This window comes from Variovorax boronicumulans, assembly GCF_019352895.1.
In the GTDB taxonomy this organism is placed as follows: Bacteria; Pseudomonadota; Gammaproteobacteria; order Burkholderiales; family Burkholderiaceae_C; genus Variovorax; species Variovorax boronicumulans_A.
Genome location: NZ_JAAAFX010000005.1, coordinates 220,930 through 240,325, shown reverse-complemented (window position 1 = coordinate 240,325; position 19,396 = coordinate 220,930). Strand labels below are relative to the sequence as shown.

The following is a 19,396-nucleotide window of genomic DNA, read 5'->3' as shown; positions in this document are numbered from 1 at the left end:
AACAACCGCGGACCGGCACAGGATGCGCCGGCTGCGCTATGTTCGCGGGATATGACTACAACAACAGAAACGGGAACCGGGGCGGCGCGCATCTATGTGATTGCCGCCCATCCGCGCTGGCGCGATTCGCGCGTCAACCGGCGCATGCTGGCGGCCGCGCGGCAGGTGCCGGGACTCGACGTCAACGACCTCTACGGCAGCTACCCCGACTACGCCATCGACGCCCACGCCGAGCGCGAACGCCTGGCGCGGGCCGACCTGCTGGTGCTGCTGCACCCCATCCAGTGGTATGCCATGCCGCCACTGCAGAAGCTCTGGCTCGACGAGGTGCTGCACTACGGCTGGGCCTACGGCACCGGCGGCACCGCACTGCGCGGCAAGGCCCTGTGGCTGGTCGCGACCACCGGCGGCCCGCAGGAGAGCTACCACCCGCAAAGCTACAACCGCTACTTCTTCGACGCCTTCCTGCCGCCCTACGAGCAGACCGCCGCGCTGTGCGGCATGCGCTTCCTGCCGCCGATGATCCTGCACGGCGCGCGCAGCGCCGACGCAGCCGAGGTCACGGCGCACGTCGAGACCTTCGCCCAGCGCCTGGCCAGCTACCCGGCCTGGCCCGAACTCGACGCGCTGGGCGACTGCCCGGCCTGCGAGGTCCCGGCGGCCGACCGGCCGCCCGTAGAGGTCGACCAGAGCGCCGCCTTCAGCGACAAGATGCAGCGGGCGCTGGCCGCCTTGGCGACACCGGCTGCGGCGGCCGACGAGAAAAAGGCAGCCTGAGCATGGAACACGCACCCGCCTGGCTCACCAGCAGCCTGATCTACCTGAGCGCCGCCGTGCTGGTGGTGCCGCTGTCCAAGGCGCTGGGCCTGGGCTCCATCATCGGCTACCTGGCCGCGGGCATCGCCATCGGGCCCTGGGGCCTGGGGCTGGTCTCCAGCGTCGAGGACGTGCTGCACTTCGCCGAGTTCGGCGTGGTGCTGATGCTGTTCCTGGTCGGCCTCGAACTCGAACCCGCGCGCCTGTGGAACCTGCGGCGGCCGATCTTCGGCTGGGGCAGCGCGCAGGTGCTGGTCTGCGCGGGCGTGCTGTTCGCGGTCGGTTACCTGGGCGGCGCGAGCTGGCGCGTGGCGCTGGTCGCGGCGCTCGGCCTGGCGCTGTCGTCCACCGCGATCGCGCTGCAGGTCTTCGGCGAACGCAACCTGCTGCCCACCGCCAGCGGGCAGGCCGGCTTCTCGATCCTGCTGTTCCAGGACGTGGCCGCGATCCCGATCCTCGCGCTGCTGCCCTTGCTGGCCGGTGCCGGCGCCGACGCACACGAAGCCATGAGCGGCGCGGCGCGCGCGCTCGAGGCCGCCAAGATCGTCGGCGTGATCGCCGGCATCGTGCTGGGCGGCCGGCTGCTGCTGCGGCCCGTGCTGCGCTGGATCGCACGCAGCAACACGCCCGAGATCTTCACCGCCGCGGCGCTGCTGCTGGTGGTGGCCATCGCGGCGCTGATGCAGTTCGTCGGCCTGTCGATGGCGCTGGGCGCCTTCCTCGCCGGCGTGCTGCTGGCCGAGAGCGAGTACCGGCGCGAGCTGGAAACCGACATCGAGCCCTTCAAGGGCCTGCTGCTGGGGCTGTTCTTCATCGCGGTCGGCATGAGCATCGACTTCGGCGTGCTGATGGCGCAGCCGGGGCTGATGGCGCTGGTCGTGTTCGGCTTCCTGGCGCTCAAGTTCGTGGTGATCTACACGCTGGCCAAGGCCATGGGCGTGCCCTACCAGCAGCGGCCGGTGTTCACGCTGCTGCTCGCGCAGGGCGGCGAATTCGCCTTCGTGGTGTTCCAGGCGGCCGGCCCCGACGTGCTGCCGCCGGGCGTCGCGTCCTTCCTGATCGGCGCGGTCGCGCTGTCGATGCTGATCTCGCCGCTGCTGCTGGTCGCGATCGACAAGTTCCTGCTGCCGCGCTACAACCTGTCGGCTGGCCCGCAACTGGAGGAGATCTCCGAACAGCAGGACCCCAAGGTGCTGATCTGCGGCTTCGGCCGCTATGGCCAGATCGTGGGTCGCATGCTGCTCTCGCAGCGCATCGACGTGACGGTGCTCGACCACAACCCCGACACGGTGCAGGGCCTGCGTGAATTCGGCTTCCGGGTGTTCTACGGCGACGCCACGCGGCTCGACCTGCTGCGCACCGCGGGGGCCGGCAGCGCGCTGTCCATCGTGGTGGCGGTGGACGACATCGACCAGTCGCTGGAGATCGTCGACCTGGTGCGCGAGCATTTCCCGCAGGCGAAACTGGTCGCGCGGGCGCGCAACGTGAGCCATCTCTACCAGCTGCTCGACCGCAAGGTGGAATTCATCGAACGCGAACTGTTCGAGTCTTCACTGCGCAGCGCACGTTCGGTGCTCGAGGTGCTGGGCTGGCCCGCGCACGAGGCGCGCGAATCGGCGATGGCCTTCCGCCGACGCAACCTCAAGCTCATGCACCAGTCCTATCCGCACTACAAGGACCGGGCCAAGCTGATCGCGGTGGCCAAGGAAGGCCGCCAGCAGTTCGAGGAGCAGATGGCGCGCGAGCGCGAAGAGCGCCAGCAGCGCTCGGGCGCGGACTGGGACCGGCGCGACGACTGAACGTGCGAATGAACCTGCTGCGCACCCCGATCCCGCATCTGCGGTGCTCACCGCACGCGAGTGCGGCTCCGCTCCCGAACTCAGCCTTGGCAGGCTCAGGGCGCTCGCAACGGTTCCTTCACACGTTCCCAGAACGACGGATCAATCCAGGCTGGCGCCCGATTCCTTCACGACCTTGCCCCACTTGGCGGTCTCGCTCTTGATGAAGGCCGCGAACTCTTCGGGCTTCTCGCCGTGCGATTCGGCGCCCTGCTCGGCCAGCTTCTTCTTCACTTCGGGATCGGCCAATGCCTTGAGGATCGCGGCGTTGAGCTTGGCGACGATCGGCGCGGGGGTGCCGGCCGGGGCCAGCAGGCCGAACCACGAGGTGGCTTCGTAGCCGGGCACGCCGGCTTCGGCGATGGTCGGCACGTCGGGCAGCGCGGGCGAACGCTTGGCGGTCGTCACGGCCAGGGCGCGCAGCTTGCCGCCGCGCACGTGCTGGATCGCCGAGGGCATGTTGTCGAACATCACCGAGATCTGGCCGCCCAGCAGGTCGGACACGGCCGGCGCGCTGCCGCGGTAGGGCACGTGCTGCATGTCGACGCCGGTCATCTGCTTGAACAGCTCACCCGACAGGTGGATCGAGCTGCCGTTGCCCGAGGAACCGAAGTTGATCTTGCCAGGGTGGGCCTTGCCGTAGGCGATCAATTCCTTCACGCTCTTGTAGGGCTGGGCGGGGTTGGCCACCAGCAGGTTCGGCACCATCGCGACACGCGACAGGGGTGCGAAGTCCTTGATGGGGTCGAAAGGCATCTTCTTGTAGAGGCTCTGGTTGATGGCGTGCGTGCCGACCGTGCCCATGAACAGCGTGTAGCCGTCGGGGTTCGCGCGCGCGGCCGCCTGGCCGCCGATGTTGCCGCCCGCACCCGCGCGGTTGTCGACCACCACCGGCTGACCGAGGTCGGTGCCCATGTGCAGGCCGACCACGCGCGCCAGGATGTCGGTGGTGCCGCCGGCCGAGAAGGGCACGATGATGGTGATGGGCTTGCTCGGGAACGCGGCCTGGGCCTGTGCGGCCAGCGGCGCCAGCGACAGTGCGCCGGCGGCGGCCACGGTGGCCAGGACGAAGGTGCGGCGCTTGGGCGCGGCAACAGGGAAGAAACGGGTCATGGGAAAGCCTTGGAAAAGGTGGAACCAGCGCAGGCGGCATGGCGCCCGCACGCGAAGCGAACGGGACCGGCCCGTTCGAGGAAGTGCGCGGGCGCGCGGGCGATGGCCCGGGCCCGCGGCGAGGTCAGATGGGCGCGACGCCCAAGGTCGTGCCGCCGCAGACGTACAGCACCTGACCGGTGACGAAACCGTTGTCGGGCGAGAGGAAGAACATCGTGGCGCGGGCCACGTCGTCGGCCGTGCCCAGGCGCTTCACGACGATGCTGTCGATGATGCGTTGGGTCTGCGGTGCGCCTTCGGGGTTGCTGTTGCGGAACAGCTCGGTCGCGATCGGGCCCGGCGCCACGGCGTTGACCGTGATGCCGTCGCCGCCGAGTTCCATCGCCAGCGTGCGCGTCAGGCCGACCATGCCGGCCTTGGTGGCCGAGTAGACGATGCGCTCGGGCTTGCCCAGCGCGGCGCGCGAGGACACGTTCACGATGCGGCCGCGGCCGGAAGCGCGCAGCGCGGGCAGCGCGGCCTGGATCAGGATCATGCTGGCCTTGAAGTGCAGGCCGACCACGTAGTCGAGATCGGCCATGGTGGCCGTGTCGATGGTGCCGGGGCGCGTGGCCCCGGCGTTGTTGACCAGCGCGGTCACGGCGTACTGCGACGCGATGTGGGCCGCGATTTCCTTGGTGTCCTGCTCGCGCGTGAGGTCGGCCTGGAAGGACACGAGCTTCTCGTGCGTCCAGGCGGGTTGGTTGTAGTCGAGGTTGACGACGGTGCGGCCTTGGGCCAGCAGCGCTTCGCAGGTGGCGCGGCCGATGCCGGCGCTGCCGCCCGTGACCAGGGCGACTTCTTGTTGACTCATCTAGATTCCCAGAACTTCAGAAGGGGCCGCGCACGCACGGCCCCGGAAACAGAACGCGCTCAGACGCGTTCGAGGATCAGGGCGATGCCCTGGCCGACGCCGATGCACATGGTGCACAGCGCATAGCGGCCGCCGCTCTTGTGCAGCTGGTTGACCGCGGTGGTCGCGAGGCGCGCGCCGCTGGCACCCAGCGGGTGGCCCAGCGCGATCGCGCCGCCGTTGATGTTGACGCGCGCGTCGTCGTCCTTCAGGCCCAGCAGGCGCAGCACCGCGAGGCCCTGGGCCGCGAAGGCCTCGTTGAGTTCGATCACGTCGATCTGGTCGATCGTGAGGCCGGTCAGCGCCAGCACCTTCTGCGTGGCGGGCGCCGGGCCGATGCCCATCACGCGCGGCGCGACGCCGGCCGTCGCCATGCCGACGATGCGGGCCCGCGGCGTGAGGCCGTGCTTCGCGGCGCTGGCCTCGTCGGCCAGCAGCAGCGCGCAGGCGCCGTCGTTCACGCCGCTGGCGTTGCCGGCGGTCACGGTGCCGTCGGGCCGCACGATGGGCTTGAGCTTGGCCAGCGCCTCGAGGCTGGTGTCGCGCGGGTGTTCGTCCTTGCTCACCACGATCGCGTCGCCCTTCTTCTGCGGCACGTGCACCGGCACGATCTCCGCGTCGAAGAAGCCCGACTTCTGCGACGCCACGGCGCGCTGCTGCGAGGCCAGGGCCATGCGGTCCTGCGCCTCGCGCTCGATCTTGTAGTCGGTGGCCACGTTCTCGGCCGTCTCGGGCATCGAGTCGACGCCGTATTGCGCCTTCATCAGCTTGTTGACGAAGCGCCAGCCGATGGTGGTGTCGTAGACCGCGTTGGCGCGGCTGAAGGCCGACTCGGCCTTGGGCATCACGAAGGGCGCGCGGCTCATGCTCTCGACACCACCCGCGATCATCAGGCCGGCTTCGCCCGCCTTGATGGCGCGCGCGGCCGAACCGACCGCGTCCAGGCCCGAGCCGCAGAGGCGGTTGATGGTGGCGCCACCCAGTTCCAGCGGCAGGCCGGCCAGCAGCGCCGACATGCGCGCGACGTTGCGGTTGTCCTCGCCCGCCTGGTTGGCGCAGCCGTAGAGCACGTCGCCCACGGCCTGCCAGTCGACGTTGGCGTTGCGTTCCATCAGCGCCCTGAGCGGGATCGCGCCCAGGTCGTCGGCGCGCACGCTGGAGAGCGCACCACCGTAGCGGCCGAAGGGCGTGCGGATGGCGTCGCAGATGAAGGCTTGCTTGCTGCTCATGGTGTCTCTTCCTTGGGTGGTGTCGTTCGATGAATCAGGCGGCGATCGGCAGGCCGATCAGCTTTTCCAGTTCGGCGTGCGAGAGGCCGTCGACCGTGTCGATCAGCTTCAGGCCGGCGGGCGTGCATTCGAGCGTCGCGAGGTCCGAGTACACCCGCTTGACGCAGCCGATGCCGGTCAGCGGATAGCTGCACTGGGCCACGACCTTGCTCAGGCCGGCCTTGGTCAGCAGGTCCATCATGACCCAGGTCTGTTTCGCACCGATGGCCAGGTCCATGGCGCCGCCGACCGCGGGGATCGCGCCCTCCTCGCCGGTGCTCCAATTGGCCAGGTCGCCGGTGGCCGAGACCTGGAAGGCACCCAGCACGCAGATGTCGAGATGGCCGCCGCGCATCATCGCGAAGCTGTCGGCATGGTGGAAGTAGGAGCCGCCGGCCAGCAGCGTGACCGGCTGCTTGCCGGCGTTGATCAGGTCGTAGTCCTCGTCGCCCGCGGCCGGGGCCGGGCCCATGCCCAGGATGCCGTTCTCGCTCTGCAGCACGATCTCGCGGCCGGCCGGCAGGTGGTTGGCCACCAGCGTGGGCTGGCCGATGCCGAGGTTGACGACCGCGCCGTCGAAGATGTCCTGCGCCACGCGGGCGGCGAGCTGGTCCTTGGTGCGGCGCTGGTAGGTGGGGGTGCTCATGGTCATGCTGCCTTCTTGAAACCGCCGGCCTGGGTCGCGACGCGCTCGACCTTGACGACATGGTGGACGAACACGCCGGGCGTCACGATCGCCTCGGGGTCGAAGGAACCGAGCTCGACCACCTCGTGCACGGTCGCGATGGTCTTCTTCGAGGCCATGGCCATCACCGGGCCGAAGTTGCGCGCCGCCTTGCGGTAGAGCAGGTTGCCCCAGCGGTCGCCGGCCTCGGCCTTGATCAGCGCCACGTCGCCGTGGATCGGGTACTCGAGCACGTACTGCTTGCCGTCGATCTCGCGGGTTTCGCGGCCGTCGGCCAGCTGCGTGCCGTAGCCCGTCGGGCAGAAGAAGGCACCGATGCCGGCACCGGCGGCGCGGATGCGCTCGGCCAGGTTGCCCTGGGGCACCAGTTCGAGCTCCAGCTTGCCGCTGCGGTACAGGCCGTCGAAGACCTGGCTGTCGACCTGGCGCGGGAAGCTGCAGATGATCTTGCGCACGCGGCCGGCCTTGAGCAGCGCGGCCAGGCCGGTCTCGCCGTTGCCCGCGTTGTTGTTGACCACGGTCAGGTCCTTCGCGCCCTGCGCGATCAGGCCGTCGATCAGTTCGAGCGGGATGCCGGCGGTGCCGAAGCCGCCGATGAGGACGGTGGCGCCGTCCTGGATGCCGGCCATGGCATCGGCAATCGAAGGCGCGATCTTGTCGATCATGGAATCTGTCTCCGGAAGGGGAAAGGAAGTGCGCGTGTTGCGCCGGGACCGCTCGCCAATTTGTTCGTATGGCGAACATTTGTTCTTATAATGAATTCTAAACAACAAGGCGGGCCATGGCAAACCCTCGAGACAACGATCCCGCACCGGCGCCCGGCGACAGCTACGTGCAATCCTTCGCGCGCGGCCTGCAGGTGATCCGCTCCTTCAGCGCCGCCGCTCCGCGCCAGACCCTGAGCGAGGTGGCGGCGGCGACCGGACTCACGCGCGCCGGCGCACGCCGCATCCTGCTCACGCTGCAATCGCTGGGCTACGTCGAGACCGACGGCAAGCGCTTCGGCCTGACCGCGCGCATCCTCGAGCTGGGCTTCGCCTACCTGTCGTCGATGCCGATCTGGAACCGGGCCGAGCCGGTGATGGAGGCGCTGGTCGCGCAGGTCAAGGAGTCCTGCTCGGCGGCGGTGCTCGACGGCACCGACATCGTCTACGTGCTGCGGGTGCAGACGCACAAGATCATGCGCATCAACCTCGCGGTCGGCACCCGGCTGCCGGCCTACTGCACCTCGCTGGGCCGCATGCTGCTGGCCGACCTCGACGACGCCGCGGTGCGCGCGCGGCTCGAGGCCTCGCAGCCGGTCGCGCTCACGCGCCACACGGTCACCGACATCGACGCGCTGCTGGCCAAGGTGCAGCAGGCGCGCCGCCAGGGCTGGTGCCTGATGAACCAGGAACTCGAAGAAGGCCTGATCTCGATCGCCGCGCCGGTCACCGACCGCAGCGGCCGCACCGTGGCCGCGCTCAACATCAGCGGCCAGGCCAACCGCACCCCCGCGAAGGTCATGCAGGAGACCCTGCTGCCCGGCCTGCGCGCAGCCGCGGCCGAGATTTCACGGCTGCTCTGACACGTCTTTTCGCCGGTGCTACCCTCCCGCGCATCATGTTCAATCCCACTCAGGAAGAAGTGCGACGCTTCTTCTGCAACGTCTACGCCAAGAACCGCGACGGCCTGCCCATGGAAGCGCTGGAAACCATCGCCGCCGGCTGGATCGACGCACACCCCGAATACCACGCCGAACTGGCCGATGCCGATGCGGCCGTGGCACGCATCTACGACGGGAAGGACGGGCGCGAGAACCCCTTCCTGCACCTGTCGATGCACCTGTCGATCAGCGAGCAGTGCTCGATCGACCAGCCGCGCGGCATCCGCCAGGCGGTCGAGCTGCTGTCGGCCCGTCGCCGCTCCCTGCTCGAAGCGCACCACGAAGCGATGGAATGCCTGGGCCGGATGATGTGGGAGGCCCAGCGCGCGGGCCGCCCGCCCGACGGCGAAGCGTATGTGGACTGCGTGCAGCGCCGCGCTACCCGCGACTGAGCAGCGCGGCCGCGTGGGCTGAGGCGCCTTCACGCAGCAGCGCCGCCAGCGTGCGCTGCGCCGCCGACAGCTCCACCCCGCTGCGCAGCAGCAGCCCGACCGGCTCCTCGGTGCCGGGCGTCGCGACATCCAGGCGCACCAGCGTGCCCGAGTGCAGTTCGTCGCGCGCTGCGCCTGCGGCCGTGAACCACACCGCATCCGAACGCAGCAGCAGCGCGCGCGCCACCGACAGGTCCAGCGTCTGCGTGTGGTCGGCCGGCAGCCGCAGGCCCAGGCCCGAGAGCAGGCTCTCGGTGTGGTGGCGCGGCACGGTGCCCTCGCTGTAGACCACCAGCGGGCAGGCCATCACCTCCTGCATCGACGGCGCGGCCAGGCCGGCCAGCGGATGGCCGGGGCGCACCACCATGGCCAGCGGCTCGGCGCAGAGGAACTCGAAGCTCAGGCCGGCCATGCGCTGCGGATCGCTCATGCGGCCGCAGACCAGGTCGAGCTCGCCGGCGCGCAAGGCATCGCAGAGCGCCGCGTTGGCGCCGGTGCGCACCTCGGCCTGCAGCGCGGGCATGCGCTGGCGCAGCGCCAGCAGCGCATCGACCAGCAAGGTCGGTGCCACGCTGGGCAGCGCACCGATGCGCACCCGCTCGAGGCGCTCGCCCGCGCCGGGTTGCAGCGCCTGCGCGCCCGCATCGACCGCCTCCAGCACGCGCAGCGCATGCGCGAGCAGCTGTTCGCCCGCCACGGTGAAGCGCTGGATGCCCCGGCGCCCGGCCTCGCCGCGCTCGACCAGCCGGGTGCCGGCCAGTGCCTCGAGTTCGGCCAGCGTCTTGGACATCGCGGGCTGGCTCAGCGCCAGCCGCTCGGCGGCGCGCGCCAGGTGCCGCTCCTGCGCCACCGCCACCAGGCAGCGCAGATGCCGCAGCTGGACGCCGCGCGCAAAGCGTTCGGAGGAAAGGGGCGGCTGCATTGAATTACCTATGGTTATGAGAAGTCGCCAAACAGTCAATTTACATCAGCACTGCGCATGAATAAAGTGCAGGTCCCCCTCGATGCCGGAGACAAGCCCATGAACGACCCCACCAACCTGCCCTCGCTCACGCCCCGCGACTGGGACAGCCACCCTTCCTACGTCTACCCCGGCTACAAGTCGACCGTGAAACGCGGCCCGCTGCAGCCGCTGATCCCGCTCAAGGCTTCGCTCGGCGAGCTGCAGCAGCCGGTCTACGGCCACGGCAGCATCGGCGCGCTCGACCACGACCTCACGCGCAACGCGCGCCGCAACGGCGAGCCGATCGGCGAACGCATGGTGCTCACCGGCCAGGTGCTCGACGAGCACCGCCGCCCGGTGCGCAACACGCTGGTCGAACTCTGGCAGGCCAATGCCTCGGGCCGCTACGTGCACAAGGTCGACCAGCACGATGCGCCGCTGGACCCCAACTTCCTGGGCGCCGGCCGCTGCCTGACCGACGACGAGGGCCGCTACCGCTTCCTCACGATCAAGCCCGGCGCCTACCCCTGGGGTAACCACCCCAACGCCTGGCGGCCGCAGCACATCCACCTGTCGCTGTTCGGCCAGCACTTCGCGAGCCGGCTGGTGACGCAGATGTACTTCCCCGGCGACCCGCTGTTGCAGTACGACCCGATGGTGAGCGGCACGCCGGAGAAGTACCGCAACCGCCTGATCGCGGACTTCAGCCTGGACATCACCGAGCCCGACTACGCGCTGGGCTACCAGTTCGACATCGTGCTGCGCGGCGCCGACGAGACGCCCTTCGAAAACCGCTGAACCAGGAGACCCGAGCCATGATGAGCGCACTCGAAACCAACTTCGGCCAGACCCCCTCGCAGACGGTCGGCCCCTTCTTCGCCTACGGCCTCACGGCCACGCAGTACGGCTACGACTTCGACCAGCCCTTCGACGCCACGCTGGCGCTCGATGCGGCGGTGGGTGAGCGCATCCGCATCGAAGGCCGCGTGATCGACGGCGACGGCAACCCGATCGTCGACGCCATGGTCGAGATCAGCCAGCCCGACGGCGAAGGCCGCTACCCGCAATCCGTCGAAGAGGTGCAGGCCCTGGGCTTTCGCGCCTTCGGCCGCTGCGGCACCGGCACCGATGCGCAGAAGCGCTTTGCGTTCCACACCGTCAAGCCGGGCGCGCAGGCGCCGGGCGAGGCCCCGCACATCAACGTGATCGTGACCATGCGCGGCCTGCTGCTGCACGCCTTCACCCGCATCTACTTCAGCGACGAGGCCGCCGCCAATGCCGACGACGCGGTGCTCCAGAGCGTGCCCGCCGCGCGCCGCCCAACGCTGGTCGCCGAGCGCATCGCGCAGGACGGCGCCGTGCGCTACCGCCTCGACATCCACATGCAGGGCCCGAACGAGACGGTGTTCTTCGACGTCTGATCGCCTGCCGCCATGAACGAAGGGGCGCACCTCGCGGTGCGCCCCTTCTTCATTTCATGCGAGGGCCGCGATCAGGCCACCGCGGCGTGCCGCACCCGCCCGGCATTCAGGGCCTCTTCGCGCAGGCGGTCGTATTCCAGCTGCGGCACCGGCACCGCGTCGACCTTGCCCAGGTCCTTCATCTGCACGCGGAAGGTCTCGCGGGCGGTGTAGGCCGCAACGGCCGCGATGGCGCAGACGGCCAGCGTGATCGAGCCGATCAGCAGCGGGATGTTGGTGGCGCCGGGCGGGGCCACGGCCACGAACAGCGCGGGCAGCAGGGCCGTGATGGCGGTGCCGATGTTCTGCGAGATCGCCATGCCCGAGACGCGCGTGCGGGTCGGGAACATCTCGGGGTAGAAGCTCGGGAACACCGCGTTGTAGCCCTGGTAGACCACGCCCCACATCAGCAGCGACATGACGATGGCCAGCGGCACGTTGTGGATGCTGATCGCATACAGGTAGCCGAAGGACAGCAGGCCCGAGCCCAGCGCGCCGACGATGATCGGCAGCCGGCGGCCGATCTTGTCCGACAGGTTGCCGACGAAGGGAATCACGATCACGGCCACGATGTTGCCCATGACCGGAATCCACAGGTAGATGTCCTTCTCGAAGTTGATGCCGTAGCCCGGCTGCACCGCGTAGGCGGCGCCGAAGATGGTCGCGACCACCGGGATCACGTTCATCAGCGAGCAGCACAGCACGCGCAGCATGTCGCGCCAGCTCTCGGTCACGGCCTGGATCACCGGCGCCTTGGGCAGCTTGCCGCTCTTGTCGACCTCGGCGAAGGCCGGCGTCTCGCTGACCTCGCGGCGAATGACATAGCCCGCGACGATCACCAGGAAGCTCAGCAGGAAGGGAATGCGCCAGCCCCAGCTGTTGAAGTCGTCCTTGGGCATGTAGTGCGCGAGCGGCAGGAACACCGCGGCCGCCAGGATCTGGCCGGCCTGCACGCCCTGCAGCGTGAAGCTGGCGAAGAAGCCGCGCCGGCCGAAGGGCGCGTGCTCGAGGATCATCGAGCTCGCGCCCGAGATCTCGCCAGCCACCGCAAAGCCCTGGATCAGGCGCATCAGCACCAGCAGCGCGGGCGCCCACAGGCCGACCTGGTCGTAGGTCGGCAGCAGGCCCACGGCCACGGTCGAGAAGCCCATGAGGAACATGCAGACGATCAGCACGTGCTTGCGGCCGTGGGTGTCGCCCCAGTGGCCCAGCATGACGGCGCCGATCGGGCGCGCCACGTAGCCCACGCCGTAGGTGGCGAGCGAGGCGATGATCGCGATCTGCGGGTCGCCCTTGGGGAAGAAGATCTGCGGAAAGATCAGCGCCGCCGCGGTGGCGTAGATGAAGAAGTCGTAGTACTCCAGGGCGGAGCCGATCCAGCCGCTGGCTGTGGCCTTTCTGGACTGGTGCTTGCCTTGCGGCTCGCCGGGTAATGCAGTGCTGCTCATGGGGTGTCTCCTGTGGCTGGATCGGTCTGCGGGGATGGGGGCTGCTGGGCCTGTGATGCCATGCGTGCGGGCGCGTTGACCGCGCCATACGCGTCGTAGGAAGCGACGCGTTGCACCACCTCGAAGAACAGGCCGTTCTTCTCGAAGCTCTCGGTGTAGATGTGGAGGTAGTCGCCGGCCGGCGAGCGGTCGAACAGCACGCCGGCGGCGCGCATGCGCGCCACCAGGGCGGCGTCGAGGTCGATGCGGGTGGCCAGGTCGTCGTGGTAGTTGCCGGAGATCGGCACGAAGCGCACGCCGTTGGCGCGCAGCCGCGCCACGGTCTCGAAGATGTCCTCGCAGCGCAGCGCGATGTGGTGCACCGCGCCGCCGCCGCCCGCGCGCACCGCCTGCGCGGTGCGGGTGCGCTGGCTCAGCGACACGTTGAGCACCAGGCGCACCGTGCGTTCGGCATTCGCCACGCCGCGGCTGCGGATCAGGCCGAAGGGGTCGGCCAGCTCCAGGCTCTCGCCGGGCTCCAGGCCCAGCACCGCGCGCGAGAACAGCACCCAGGTGTCGAGCTGGTCGACGGCCAGGCCCAGCGCGACGTGGTCGATGGCCTGCAGGCCGGCGTCGTCCTGATCGGTGTCTTCCAGTTCGAAGTCCGCCGCGTAGAGGCCGTGCGCGCCCAGCGCACTGTCCACGAAATGCACCAGGTTGCCGCCCGGCACCACGATGGCCGGCACGGTCGCCTCGCCCGGCCCCGTCGGGCTGTGGTGGCGCTTCGAATGCATGGCGGCGGCCCGCGCCGCGGCCGCTTCGGGCTCGGGCGTGCGCAGGCCCAGCGCGCAGACCGACACGCCATGGGCTTCGAAGCGTTCGCGCGCGAAGGAGTCCGGCTCGGCGTTGACGATGAAATGGATGCCGCCCTGCCGGTAGAGCGTGACGGCCTTGGAGCGGTGCCGGCCGATGCGGCTGAAGCCCAGCTGCCGCAGCAGCGCGCCGAGGCCCTCGGCCGCCGCTTCGTCGACCGCGAACTCGATGAAGGCGATGCCGTCGAGCACCGGCCGCGGCGGCGGGCTGAACAGCGTCACGCCCGGCGGCGGCGCGTCCGCCATGCGCTCGCGCACCTGACTCTCGAGGTACAGCAGCGAGCGCATCGCATCCACCACCGTGCGCCGGTTGGGCGTCTCGCGGAAAACGTCGTTGAAGATCTCCAGCGACAGCGGGCCGGTGTAGCCCGCACGCAGCGTCTGCTCGAAGAAGTTCACCACGTCGAAGTCGCCCTGGCCCGGGAAGGAACGGTGGTGGCGCGCCCACTGCAGCACATCCATCGCCATCAGCGGCGCATCGGCCATCTGCAGGAAGAAGATCTTCTCGCCCGGGATGTCGGCGATGCCGGCCGGATCGTCCTGGAGCGACAGCGTGTGAAAGCTGTCGAGGATCAGCCCCAGCTGGGGATGGTCGGCGCGGCGCACGATGTCCCAGGCCTGGCCGTAGCGCGAGGTCGCGCGGCCCCAGGCCAGCGCCTCGAAGCCCACGCGCAGGCCGCGCCGCGCGGCGCGCTCGGCCAGCGCATGGAGCTGCGCGGCGGCCAGCGCCGGGTCGTCGAGGGTCAGCGGCGAGGTGTTCGAGCAGCACAGCACCAGCGACGCGCCCATGGCCTGCATCAGGTCGAACTTGCGCTCGGCGCGTTCCAGGCTGCGGCGGAACAGCGCCTCGGGCATGCCCTCGAAATCGCGGAAGGGCTGGTACAGGTCCACGGAAAGCCCGAGGTCGGCCGCGATGCGCCCCAGCTCGGCGGCGTCGCCGTTGAACTGGATGAAGTCGCTCTCGAACAGCTCGAAGCCGTCGAAGCCGGCCGCGGCGATGGCTTCCAGCTTCTGGCGCAGCGTTCCGCTGAGCGACACGGTGGCGATCGAGCGGTGCATGTCAGCCTTGGGCGAGGTCCGGGCCGGCGGCGGCCAGGGTGAGAAAGGACGGGTGGGTGTTCATCTGTGGGAGGGACTGTAAGAAGTCGATCGCTCCGCCACAACGGCCCGAGTCGCCAAGGCGATCGATGATCGATCGCATGCGTTCAGAATACGCACGAAACTCGGGTAAGACCTAGGCCATGACCCCCACCGACACCGCCACGCCGCCCATCGACCGCAAGCTGCTCATCGAGGGGCTGGGCAAGGGGCTGCGCGTGATCGAGGCCTTCTCCGACGAGCGCACCCGCATGACGGCCACCGAGGCCGGCGAGCATGCGGGCCTGACGCGCACCGCCGCCCGGCGCTACCTGCTGAGCCTGGTGCACTACGGCTACGCCGAGACCGACGGCAAGCACTACTGGCTGCTGCCGCGCGTGCTGCGCCTGGGCCAGGCCTACCTGGAAGGCGCGCGCGTGCCGCGCCTGGTGCAGCCCTACATCCAGCGCGCGTCGATGCAGTGCGGCGAGACGCTCAACATCGGCACGCTGGACGGCCACGAGGTGGTCTACCTGGCGCGCAGCAACCCGCCGCGCATGGTGTCGATCGGCTTCCATCCGGGCGCCCGGGTGCCGGCCCATGTGGTGTCGCAGGGCTTCGTGCTGCTGTCGACCTTCGACGACGCCGCGCTCGACGCCTGGATCGCCGAGCACAGCTTCGACAGCTTCACCGGCGCGGCACCGGTCGATGCGGCGCGCTTCCGCGACAGCGTGCTCGCGGCACGTCAGCTCGATTTCTGGCAGGCCGAGCGGCACCTCGACGTCGGCCTGTGCGGCCTGGCCGTGGCGCTCAAGGACCGCAAGGGCCGCTGCAAGTACGCGCTGAGCGTGACGGTGCAGCGGCAGCTCTACCCCGACGATCAGCTCACGAAGAAGCTGTTGCCGGTGCTGCGCGAGGTGGCCGAGGCGATGCGCCCGATCATCTGAGGCCTCAATACCGCAGCTGCGCCACGGCGCGCAGCGCCTCCGGCGTGGCGCTGCCGAAGCCGAAGAACTCCAGGTAGGCCGGGATCATCTCGAACAGCATGTCGGTGCCGACCTGCACCGCGCAGCCCTTGGCCTTGGCGGCCTGCAGCAGCGGCGTGTACTCGGACTTCATCACCACCTCGCCGACGAAGGTGCGCGGGTCGATGCGCTCGACGTCGAAAGGCAGCGGGTCGCCCTCCTTCATGCCCAGCGGCGTGGCGTTGACCACCACGTCGAAGCCGGCCGGGTCCTTCGAACCGGTGCGCACGCCCAGCTGCGGGTAGTGCGCGCGCAGCCGCTCGGCCAGCGCCTGCGCCGAGGCCTCGCTGACGTCGAACAACGCGATCTCGGCGGCGCCGGCCGCCGCGATGGAGGCCGCGATGGCCGAGCCCACGCCGCCGGTGCCCGACACCAGCACCCGCGTGCCCTGGAACAGCCGGCCCTTGCGTTCCACGCCGCGCACGAAGCCGGCACCGTCGAACTGGTCGCCCAGCAGCGTGCCGTCGGGCCGCAGCAGGATGGCGTTGCAGGCGCCGGCGATGCGCGCGGTCGGCGTGACCTCGTCGACCAGCGCCATGGTCGCGATCTTGTGCGGCATGGTCACGAGCGCGCCGCGCAGGTTGGTCAGCCGCGCCAGCGAGGCCAGCATGGCTGCATAGTCCTCGGGCTTGACCCCCATCGGCACCACCACCGCGTCGATGCCCTGCTGGTCGAACCAGGGGTTGTAGATCATCGGCGCCTTGAAGGCTTCGGTGGGGTAGCCCAGGTGGGCGATGAGCGTGGTCTTGCCGGAGATCATGGGGGGTCGGAACGAGGAAGTGGAGGGAGGGATTCAGGTCCCGCTGGGGCGCAGGTAGCGCAGCGGCTGGCGGATCTCGGCGTGCATGGCCTCGGGGTAGATGCGCTCGCGCAGGAAGTCCGAATCGGCCGCCAGCGACTGCGCGACCGCTTCGTGGCCGAAGTAGCGCAGGTAGTGAGGCATCTGCTGGATCAGCATCTCGAAGCCCGCCTGCGCGTGCAGGCCGCGGGCCCGCGCCGCCCGCACCACCGGCGTCGGCTGGCCGCGCAGCAGGATGTCGAACAGCGCGGCGTGGCGGTCCATGCGCGTCACGTCCACCGGCAGCGGGTCGTTCGCGTCCAGGCCCAGCGGCGTGGCATTGACGACCAGGTCGTAGCCCTCGGGCGCGTTGCTGTCGACCGCCACCACGTCGGCGTCGAAGAAGGCGTCGAGCTTGGCGGCCACGCCCGCGGCCTTGCCGGCCGAACTGTCGTAGAAGGCGATGTGCGCCGCCCCGCCCATGCCGCCGCCCTCGACCAGCGCCACGCCCACGGCCGAGGCGCTGACGCCCGCGCCCAGGATCAGCACGCGCTTGCCGCGAAACGGGATCGCGTAGTGGTCGAGCGCGCCGATCAGGCCCTCGCCGTCGAACAGGTCGCCTTCGAGGCGGTCCTCCTCGGTGCGGCGCACGATGTTGATCGAACCGGCCACCCGGCCGATCAGGCCGCAGCCGTCGAGCAGGTCGATGGCCAGCGGCTTGTGCGGCGGCGCGATCAGCATGCCGCGCACGTTGCGCGCCAGGAAGGCGGCCGCGAAGAAGACCGCGAAATTGCGCCGCGGCACCTGCATCGGCACCAGCACCGCATCGATCTCGAAGCGCTCGAACACGGCATTGAACATCCGCGGCAGCCGGACGTTGCGCACCGGATCGCCGGGGATGAGGTAGGCCTGTGTGTTGCCAGTGATGCCAGGGGTCATGGATCGGTCCGTCGGGTCAGTGGATCGTCGGTCGCTGCGGGTACAGCCGCAATGTAGGGCGACCGGGGTCGGTGTGTCGAGGCGCAAGGCGGCCACGGCGATCGATCATCGTGCACATCCGATCGCTGATCGAACAGTTCGAGGGTTTGTCCCGCCTCGCCTTCGAGGGCTCACAACGAAAAAACCCGCACGAGGCGGGTTTTTTGCAGGGGAAGCGGGGCTTCAGTTGTTGGCCGTATGGAAGCGCGACTCCGGCACCACCTTGACTTCGCCCGGCAGCGCGCTGATGTAGCCCGCGAGTTCCTTGAGTTCGGCATTGCTGAACTTCTTGGCCTGGCCGCTCATCACGCCGTTCGAACGGCCGACATGGGCCTGGTTCTCGGCCTTGTACGACTTCAGCGCGACGAACAGGTAGTCGGCGTGCTGGCCGGCCAGCTTGGGCACGGTGCCGTCGTTGGGGGTGTTGAAGTTGGCGCCATGGCACTTGGTGCAGGCGTTGTCCTTGTCGCGCGAGATCAGCGCCTGGACGCGTTCGCTCGGCTGCTTGGCGGCGGCGGCCGGCGGCGCATCGCCCGCCTTGACGCCCAGTTGGCTGTAATAGGCCGCGAGGTCGGCCATGTCCTGCTCGGTCAGCGAGTCGGCGATGGCGCGCATCGTCGGGTGCTTGCGGTCACCGGCCTTGTAGGCCGCCAGTGCCGAGCTGATGTACGTCGCGCTCTGGCCCGCGATCATCGGCACCTTGTGGATCTCGGGGAAGCTGGCCTGGTAGCCGACGATGCCGTGGCAACCCACGCACATGGCGGTCTTCTTGGCACCGTTTTCGACGCTGCCGGTGACGGCCTGAGCCTGGGCCGAGAACGTCACGCAAGCGACAGCCAGGGCAAACATCGTGGTCAACAACTTGTTCATTTTGCGCGCACAATCTCGTGGAAATTCGGTTTTTTCAGATCAACATTTGATTATATGCGGGGGCTTTTCACGGCCCCGAGCCAAGGCGACAGTGCCGGCCGGCAACGCATGCTTGAATGGTCGCTTCATCCACCCCCAGCTCGATGTCATCCATGAAATTCAAGGGCTCAGACAATTACGTTGCCACCCAGGACCTGATGCTCGCGGTCAACGCCGCCATCACGCTCAAGCGCCCGCTGCTCGTCAAGGGCGAACCGGGCACCGGCAAGACGATGCTGGCCGAGGAAGTGGCCGCCGCGCTCGACCTGCCGCTGCTGCAGTGGCACATCAAGTCGACCACCAAGGCGCAGCAGGGCCTCTACGAATACGACGCCGTGAGCCGCCTGCGCGACTCGCAGCTGTCCGACGTGGACGGCGGCGAGCGGGTCAAGAACATCGAGAACTACATCGTCAAGGGCGTGCTGTGGCAGGCCTTCACGGCCGACAAGCCGGTGGCGCTGCTGATCGACGAGATCGACAAGGCCGACATCGAATTCCCGAACGACCTGCTGCGCGAAATCGACCGCATGGAGTTCTACTGCTACGAGACGCGCGAACTGATCCGCGCCAAGCACCGGCCGGTGGTGTTCATCACCTCGAACAACGAGAAGGAACTGCCCGACGCCTTCCTGCGCCGCTGCTTCTTCCACTACATCAAGTTCCCCGACGCCGACACCATGCGCAGCATCGTCGACGTGCACTTCCCCGGCCTCAAGCAGGAACTGCTCGCGGCCGCGATGAAGACCTTCTACGACGTGCGCAACCTGCCCGGCCTGAAGAAGAAGCCCTCGACCTCCGAGCTGCTCGACTGGCTCAAGCTGCTGGTGGCCGAGGACATCCCGCTCGAGGCGCTGCAGAGCAAGGACGACAAGGTCGCGGTGCCGCCGCTGGTGGGCGCGCTGCTGAAGAACGAACAGGACGTGACCTTGTTCGAGAAGCTCGTCTTCATGCAGCGCAACAACCGCTGAGGCCGCGACCATGAACGGCACGACCCCGCATCCGCCGCGCCAGCTGCTGATCCTCGGCGTGGCCCAGGCCGTGGGCTTCGTGCTCGGCGCGCTGCTGGGCCGCGGGCTGGGCCTGCTGTTCGGGCTCGACGCCTTCGGCAGCGCGGGCTATGACGGCCCGGGCATGCTGGGCATCGCGCTGATCGGCGCGGGCGGCGGCGGCGGCGTCCAGCTGGGCCGCACGCTGTACCGCCGCAAGTACGGCGACCCGCGGGCCTGAGCCGGAGCACGC

The 19,396-nt window shown here is 69.3% G+C and carries 20 protein-coding genes; 9 read left to right on the top strand and 11 right to left on the bottom strand.

What is annotated here, in order from left to right:
* The first annotated feature begins 51 nt into the window (after positions 1-51).
* Positions 52-777 carry a glutathione-regulated potassium-efflux system oxidoreductase KefF gene (gene kefF / locus K0H49_RS14860; RefSeq protein WP_219213868.1) on the top strand — a complete coding sequence of 242 codons (726 nt, stop codon included), beginning with the start codon at positions 52-54 and terminating at the stop codon, positions 775-777.
* Positions 778-779: 2 nt separating this feature from the next.
* On the top strand, positions 780-2,615 hold the full coding sequence (gene kefC, locus K0H49_RS14855; protein WP_219213865.1) for a glutathione-regulated potassium-efflux system protein KefC: 1,836 nt from the start codon (positions 780-782) through the stop codon (positions 2,613-2,615).
* A gap of 141 nt (positions 2,616-2,756) precedes the next feature.
* On the opposite strand, the gene K0H49_RS14850 is transcribed toward kefC, so the two are convergent.
* The 5 genes from K0H49_RS14850 to K0H49_RS14830 form a co-directional block, all read right to left on the bottom strand.
* Positions 2,757-3,767 (bottom strand): Bug family tripartite tricarboxylate transporter substrate binding protein, encoded by a 1,011-nt coding sequence (locus tag K0H49_RS14850; RefSeq protein WP_219213862.1) that lies wholly within the window; start codon positions 3,765-3,767, stop codon positions 2,757-2,759.
* 124 nt (positions 3,768-3,891) lie between these two features.
* Positions 3,892-4,620, bottom strand: a complete 729-nt coding sequence (locus K0H49_RS14845) for an SDR family NAD(P)-dependent oxidoreductase (RefSeq protein ID WP_219213859.1) — start codon at positions 4,618-4,620, stop codon at positions 3,892-3,894.
* A 59-nt stretch (positions 4,621-4,679) separates the two neighbouring features.
* Positions 4,680-5,888 (bottom strand): 3-oxoadipyl-CoA thiolase, encoded by a 1,209-nt coding sequence (pcaF, locus tag K0H49_RS14840; RefSeq protein ID WP_219213856.1) that lies wholly within the window; start codon positions 5,886-5,888, stop codon positions 4,680-4,682.
* A gap of 34 nt (positions 5,889-5,922) precedes the next feature.
* Positions 5,923-6,579 carry a 3-oxoacid CoA-transferase subunit B gene (locus tag K0H49_RS14835; protein WP_219213854.1) on the bottom strand — a complete coding sequence of 219 codons (657 nt, stop codon included), beginning with the start codon at positions 6,577-6,579 and terminating at the stop codon, positions 5,923-5,925.
* Positions 6,576-7,277, bottom strand: a complete 702-nt coding sequence (locus K0H49_RS14830) for a 3-oxoacid CoA-transferase subunit A (protein ID WP_219213851.1) — start codon at positions 7,275-7,277, stop codon at positions 6,576-6,578. Before K0H49_RS14830 ends, K0H49_RS14835 begins: the two co-directional genes overlap by 4 nt.
* A gap of 116 nt (positions 7,278-7,393) precedes the next feature.
* On the opposite strand from K0H49_RS14830, the gene K0H49_RS14825 reads away from it, so the two are divergent.
* Together K0H49_RS14825 and K0H49_RS14820 are read left to right on the top strand one after the other, a co-directional pair.
* Positions 7,394-8,179, top strand: a complete 786-nt coding sequence (locus tag K0H49_RS14825) for an IclR family transcriptional regulator domain-containing protein (protein ID WP_219213847.1) — start codon at positions 7,394-7,396, stop codon at positions 8,177-8,179.
* A 35-nt stretch (positions 8,180-8,214) separates the two neighbouring features.
* The gene (locus K0H49_RS14820) at positions 8,215-8,649 is read left to right on the top strand and encodes a DUF1841 family protein (protein WP_183027100.1); all 435 of its coding nucleotides are present in this window, start codon (positions 8,215-8,217) and stop codon (positions 8,647-8,649) included.
* Here K0H49_RS14820 and K0H49_RS14815 read toward each other — a convergent pair.
* Positions 8,636-9,610 (bottom strand): LysR substrate-binding domain-containing protein, encoded by a 975-nt coding sequence (locus tag K0H49_RS14815; RefSeq protein WP_219213844.1) that lies wholly within the window; start codon positions 9,608-9,610, stop codon positions 8,636-8,638. The genes K0H49_RS14820 and K0H49_RS14815 overlap by 14 nt on opposite strands.
* 99 nt (positions 9,611-9,709) lie before the next feature.
* Between K0H49_RS14815 and pcaH the strand changes: the two genes are divergently transcribed.
* Together pcaH and pcaG are read left to right on the top strand one after the other, a co-directional pair.
* Entirely contained in the window at positions 9,710-10,429 is a 720-nt protein-coding gene (pcaH, locus tag K0H49_RS14810) for a protocatechuate 3,4-dioxygenase subunit beta (protein ID WP_219213841.1), read from the top strand.
* A gap of 17 nt (positions 10,430-10,446) precedes the next feature.
* Positions 10,447-11,052 (top strand): protocatechuate 3,4-dioxygenase subunit alpha, encoded by a 606-nt coding sequence (gene pcaG / locus K0H49_RS14805; protein WP_257624870.1) that lies wholly within the window; start codon positions 10,447-10,449, stop codon positions 11,050-11,052.
* Positions 11,053-11,123: 71 nt separating this feature from the next.
* Here pcaG and K0H49_RS14800 read toward each other — a convergent pair whose 3' ends face one another.
* Together K0H49_RS14800 and K0H49_RS14795 are read right to left on the bottom strand one after the other, a co-directional pair.
* Positions 11,124-12,539, bottom strand: a complete 1,416-nt coding sequence (locus K0H49_RS14800) for an MFS transporter (protein WP_219213839.1) — start codon at positions 12,537-12,539, stop codon at positions 11,124-11,126.
* Positions 12,536-14,449 carry a bifunctional sugar phosphate isomerase/epimerase/4-hydroxyphenylpyruvate dioxygenase family protein gene (locus tag K0H49_RS14795; RefSeq protein WP_219213836.1) on the bottom strand — a complete coding sequence of 638 codons (1,914 nt, stop codon included), beginning with the start codon at positions 14,447-14,449 and terminating at the stop codon, positions 12,536-12,538. The genes K0H49_RS14800 and K0H49_RS14795 overlap by 4 nt, the downstream gene beginning before the upstream one ends.
* 182 nt (positions 14,450-14,631) lie before the next feature.
* Here K0H49_RS14795 and K0H49_RS14790 point away from each other — a divergent pair, with 182 nt between their 5' ends.
* Positions 14,632-15,414 carry an IclR family transcriptional regulator domain-containing protein gene (locus tag K0H49_RS14790; protein WP_219213833.1) on the top strand — a complete coding sequence of 261 codons (783 nt, stop codon included), beginning with the start codon at positions 14,632-14,634 and terminating at the stop codon, positions 15,412-15,414.
* Positions 15,415-15,418: 4 nt separating this feature from the next.
* Here the strand turns inward: K0H49_RS14790 and K0H49_RS14785 are convergent, their stop codons facing one another.
* The 3 genes from K0H49_RS14785 to K0H49_RS14775 all read right to left on the bottom strand — a co-directional run bounded on the left by K0H49_RS14785 (position 15,419) and on the right by K0H49_RS14775 (position 18,118).
* Positions 15,419-16,252 carry a shikimate dehydrogenase family protein gene (locus tag K0H49_RS14785; protein WP_219213830.1) on the bottom strand — a complete coding sequence of 278 codons (834 nt, stop codon included), beginning with the start codon at positions 16,250-16,252 and terminating at the stop codon, positions 15,419-15,421.
* A 33-nt stretch (positions 16,253-16,285) separates the two neighbouring features.
* A complete protein-coding gene (locus tag K0H49_RS14780) occupies positions 16,286-17,209 on the bottom strand; it encodes a shikimate dehydrogenase family protein (RefSeq protein ID WP_219213828.1) in 924 nt (307 codons plus the stop codon).
* A 222-nt stretch (positions 17,210-17,431) separates the two neighbouring features.
* On the bottom strand, positions 17,432-18,118 hold the full coding sequence (locus K0H49_RS14775) for a c-type cytochrome (protein WP_219213825.1): 687 nt from the start codon (positions 18,116-18,118) through the stop codon (positions 17,432-17,434).
* Between the two features lie 152 nt (positions 18,119-18,270).
* Here K0H49_RS14775 and K0H49_RS14770 point away from each other — a divergent pair, with 152 nt between their 5' ends.
* Positions 18,271-19,125, top strand: coding sequence for an AAA family ATPase (locus K0H49_RS14770; protein ID WP_183027260.1), 855 nt, complete (start codon positions 18,271-18,273; stop codon positions 19,123-19,125).
* 10 nt (positions 19,126-19,135) lie between these two features.
* Positions 19,136-19,384 (top strand): hypothetical protein, encoded by a 249-nt coding sequence (locus K0H49_RS14765; RefSeq protein ID WP_183027091.1) that lies wholly within the window; start codon positions 19,136-19,138, stop codon positions 19,382-19,384.
* The last annotated feature ends 12 nt before the right edge of the window (positions 19,385-19,396 follow it).

Excerpts from the sequence above, each read along its gene's own strand:
- kefF (WP_219213868.1), top strand. The coding sequence starts at position 52 with ATGACTACAACAACAGAAACGGGAACCGGGGCGGCGCGCATCTATGTG.
- kefC (WP_219213865.1), top strand. The coding sequence starts at position 780 with ATGGAACACGCACCCGCCTGGCTCACCAGCAGCCTGATCTACCTGAGC.
- K0H49_RS14850 (WP_219213862.1), bottom strand. The coding sequence starts at position 3,767 with ATGACCCGTTTCTTCCCTGTTGCCGCGCCCAAGCGCCGCACCTTCGTC.
- K0H49_RS14845 (WP_219213859.1), bottom strand. The coding sequence starts at position 4,620 with ATGAGTCAACAAGAAGTCGCCCTGGTCACGGGCGGCAGCGCCGGCATC.
- pcaF (WP_219213856.1), bottom strand. The coding sequence starts at position 5,888 with ATGAGCAGCAAGCAAGCCTTCATCTGCGACGCCATCCGCACGCCCTTC.
- K0H49_RS14835 (WP_219213854.1), bottom strand. The coding sequence starts at position 6,579 with ATGACCATGAGCACCCCCACCTACCAGCGCCGCACCAAGGACCAGCTC.
- K0H49_RS14830 (WP_219213851.1), bottom strand. The coding sequence starts at position 7,277 with ATGATCGACAAGATCGCGCCTTCGATTGCCGATGCCATGGCCGGCATC.
- K0H49_RS14825 (WP_219213847.1), top strand. The coding sequence starts at position 7,394 with ATGGCAAACCCTCGAGACAACGATCCCGCACCGGCGCCCGGCGACAGC.
- K0H49_RS14820 (WP_183027100.1), top strand. The coding sequence starts at position 8,215 with ATGTTCAATCCCACTCAGGAAGAAGTGCGACGCTTCTTCTGCAACGTC.
- K0H49_RS14815 (WP_219213844.1), bottom strand. The coding sequence starts at position 9,610 with ATGCAGCCGCCCCTTTCCTCCGAACGCTTTGCGCGCGGCGTCCAGCTG.
- pcaH (WP_219213841.1), top strand. The coding sequence starts at position 9,710 with ATGAACGACCCCACCAACCTGCCCTCGCTCACGCCCCGCGACTGGGAC.
- pcaG (WP_257624870.1), top strand. The coding sequence starts at position 10,447 with ATGATGAGCGCACTCGAAACCAACTTCGGCCAGACCCCCTCGCAGACG.
- K0H49_RS14800 (WP_219213839.1), bottom strand. The coding sequence starts at position 12,539 with ATGAGCAGCACTGCATTACCCGGCGAGCCGCAAGGCAAGCACCAGTCC.
- K0H49_RS14795 (WP_219213836.1), bottom strand. The coding sequence starts at position 14,449 with ATGCACCGCTCGATCGCCACCGTGTCGCTCAGCGGAACGCTGCGCCAG.
- K0H49_RS14790 (WP_219213833.1), top strand. The coding sequence starts at position 14,632 with ATGACCCCCACCGACACCGCCACGCCGCCCATCGACCGCAAGCTGCTC.
- K0H49_RS14785 (WP_219213830.1), bottom strand. The coding sequence starts at position 16,252 with ATGATCTCCGGCAAGACCACGCTCATCGCCCACCTGGGCTACCCCACC.
- K0H49_RS14780 (WP_219213828.1), bottom strand. The coding sequence starts at position 17,209 with ATGACCCCTGGCATCACTGGCAACACACAGGCCTACCTCATCCCCGGC.
- K0H49_RS14775 (WP_219213825.1), bottom strand. The coding sequence starts at position 18,118 with ATGAACAAGTTGTTGACCACGATGTTTGCCCTGGCTGTCGCTTGCGTG.
- K0H49_RS14770 (WP_183027260.1), top strand. The coding sequence starts at position 18,271 with ATGAAATTCAAGGGCTCAGACAATTACGTTGCCACCCAGGACCTGATG.
- K0H49_RS14765 (WP_183027091.1), top strand. The coding sequence starts at position 19,136 with ATGAACGGCACGACCCCGCATCCGCCGCGCCAGCTGCTGATCCTCGGC.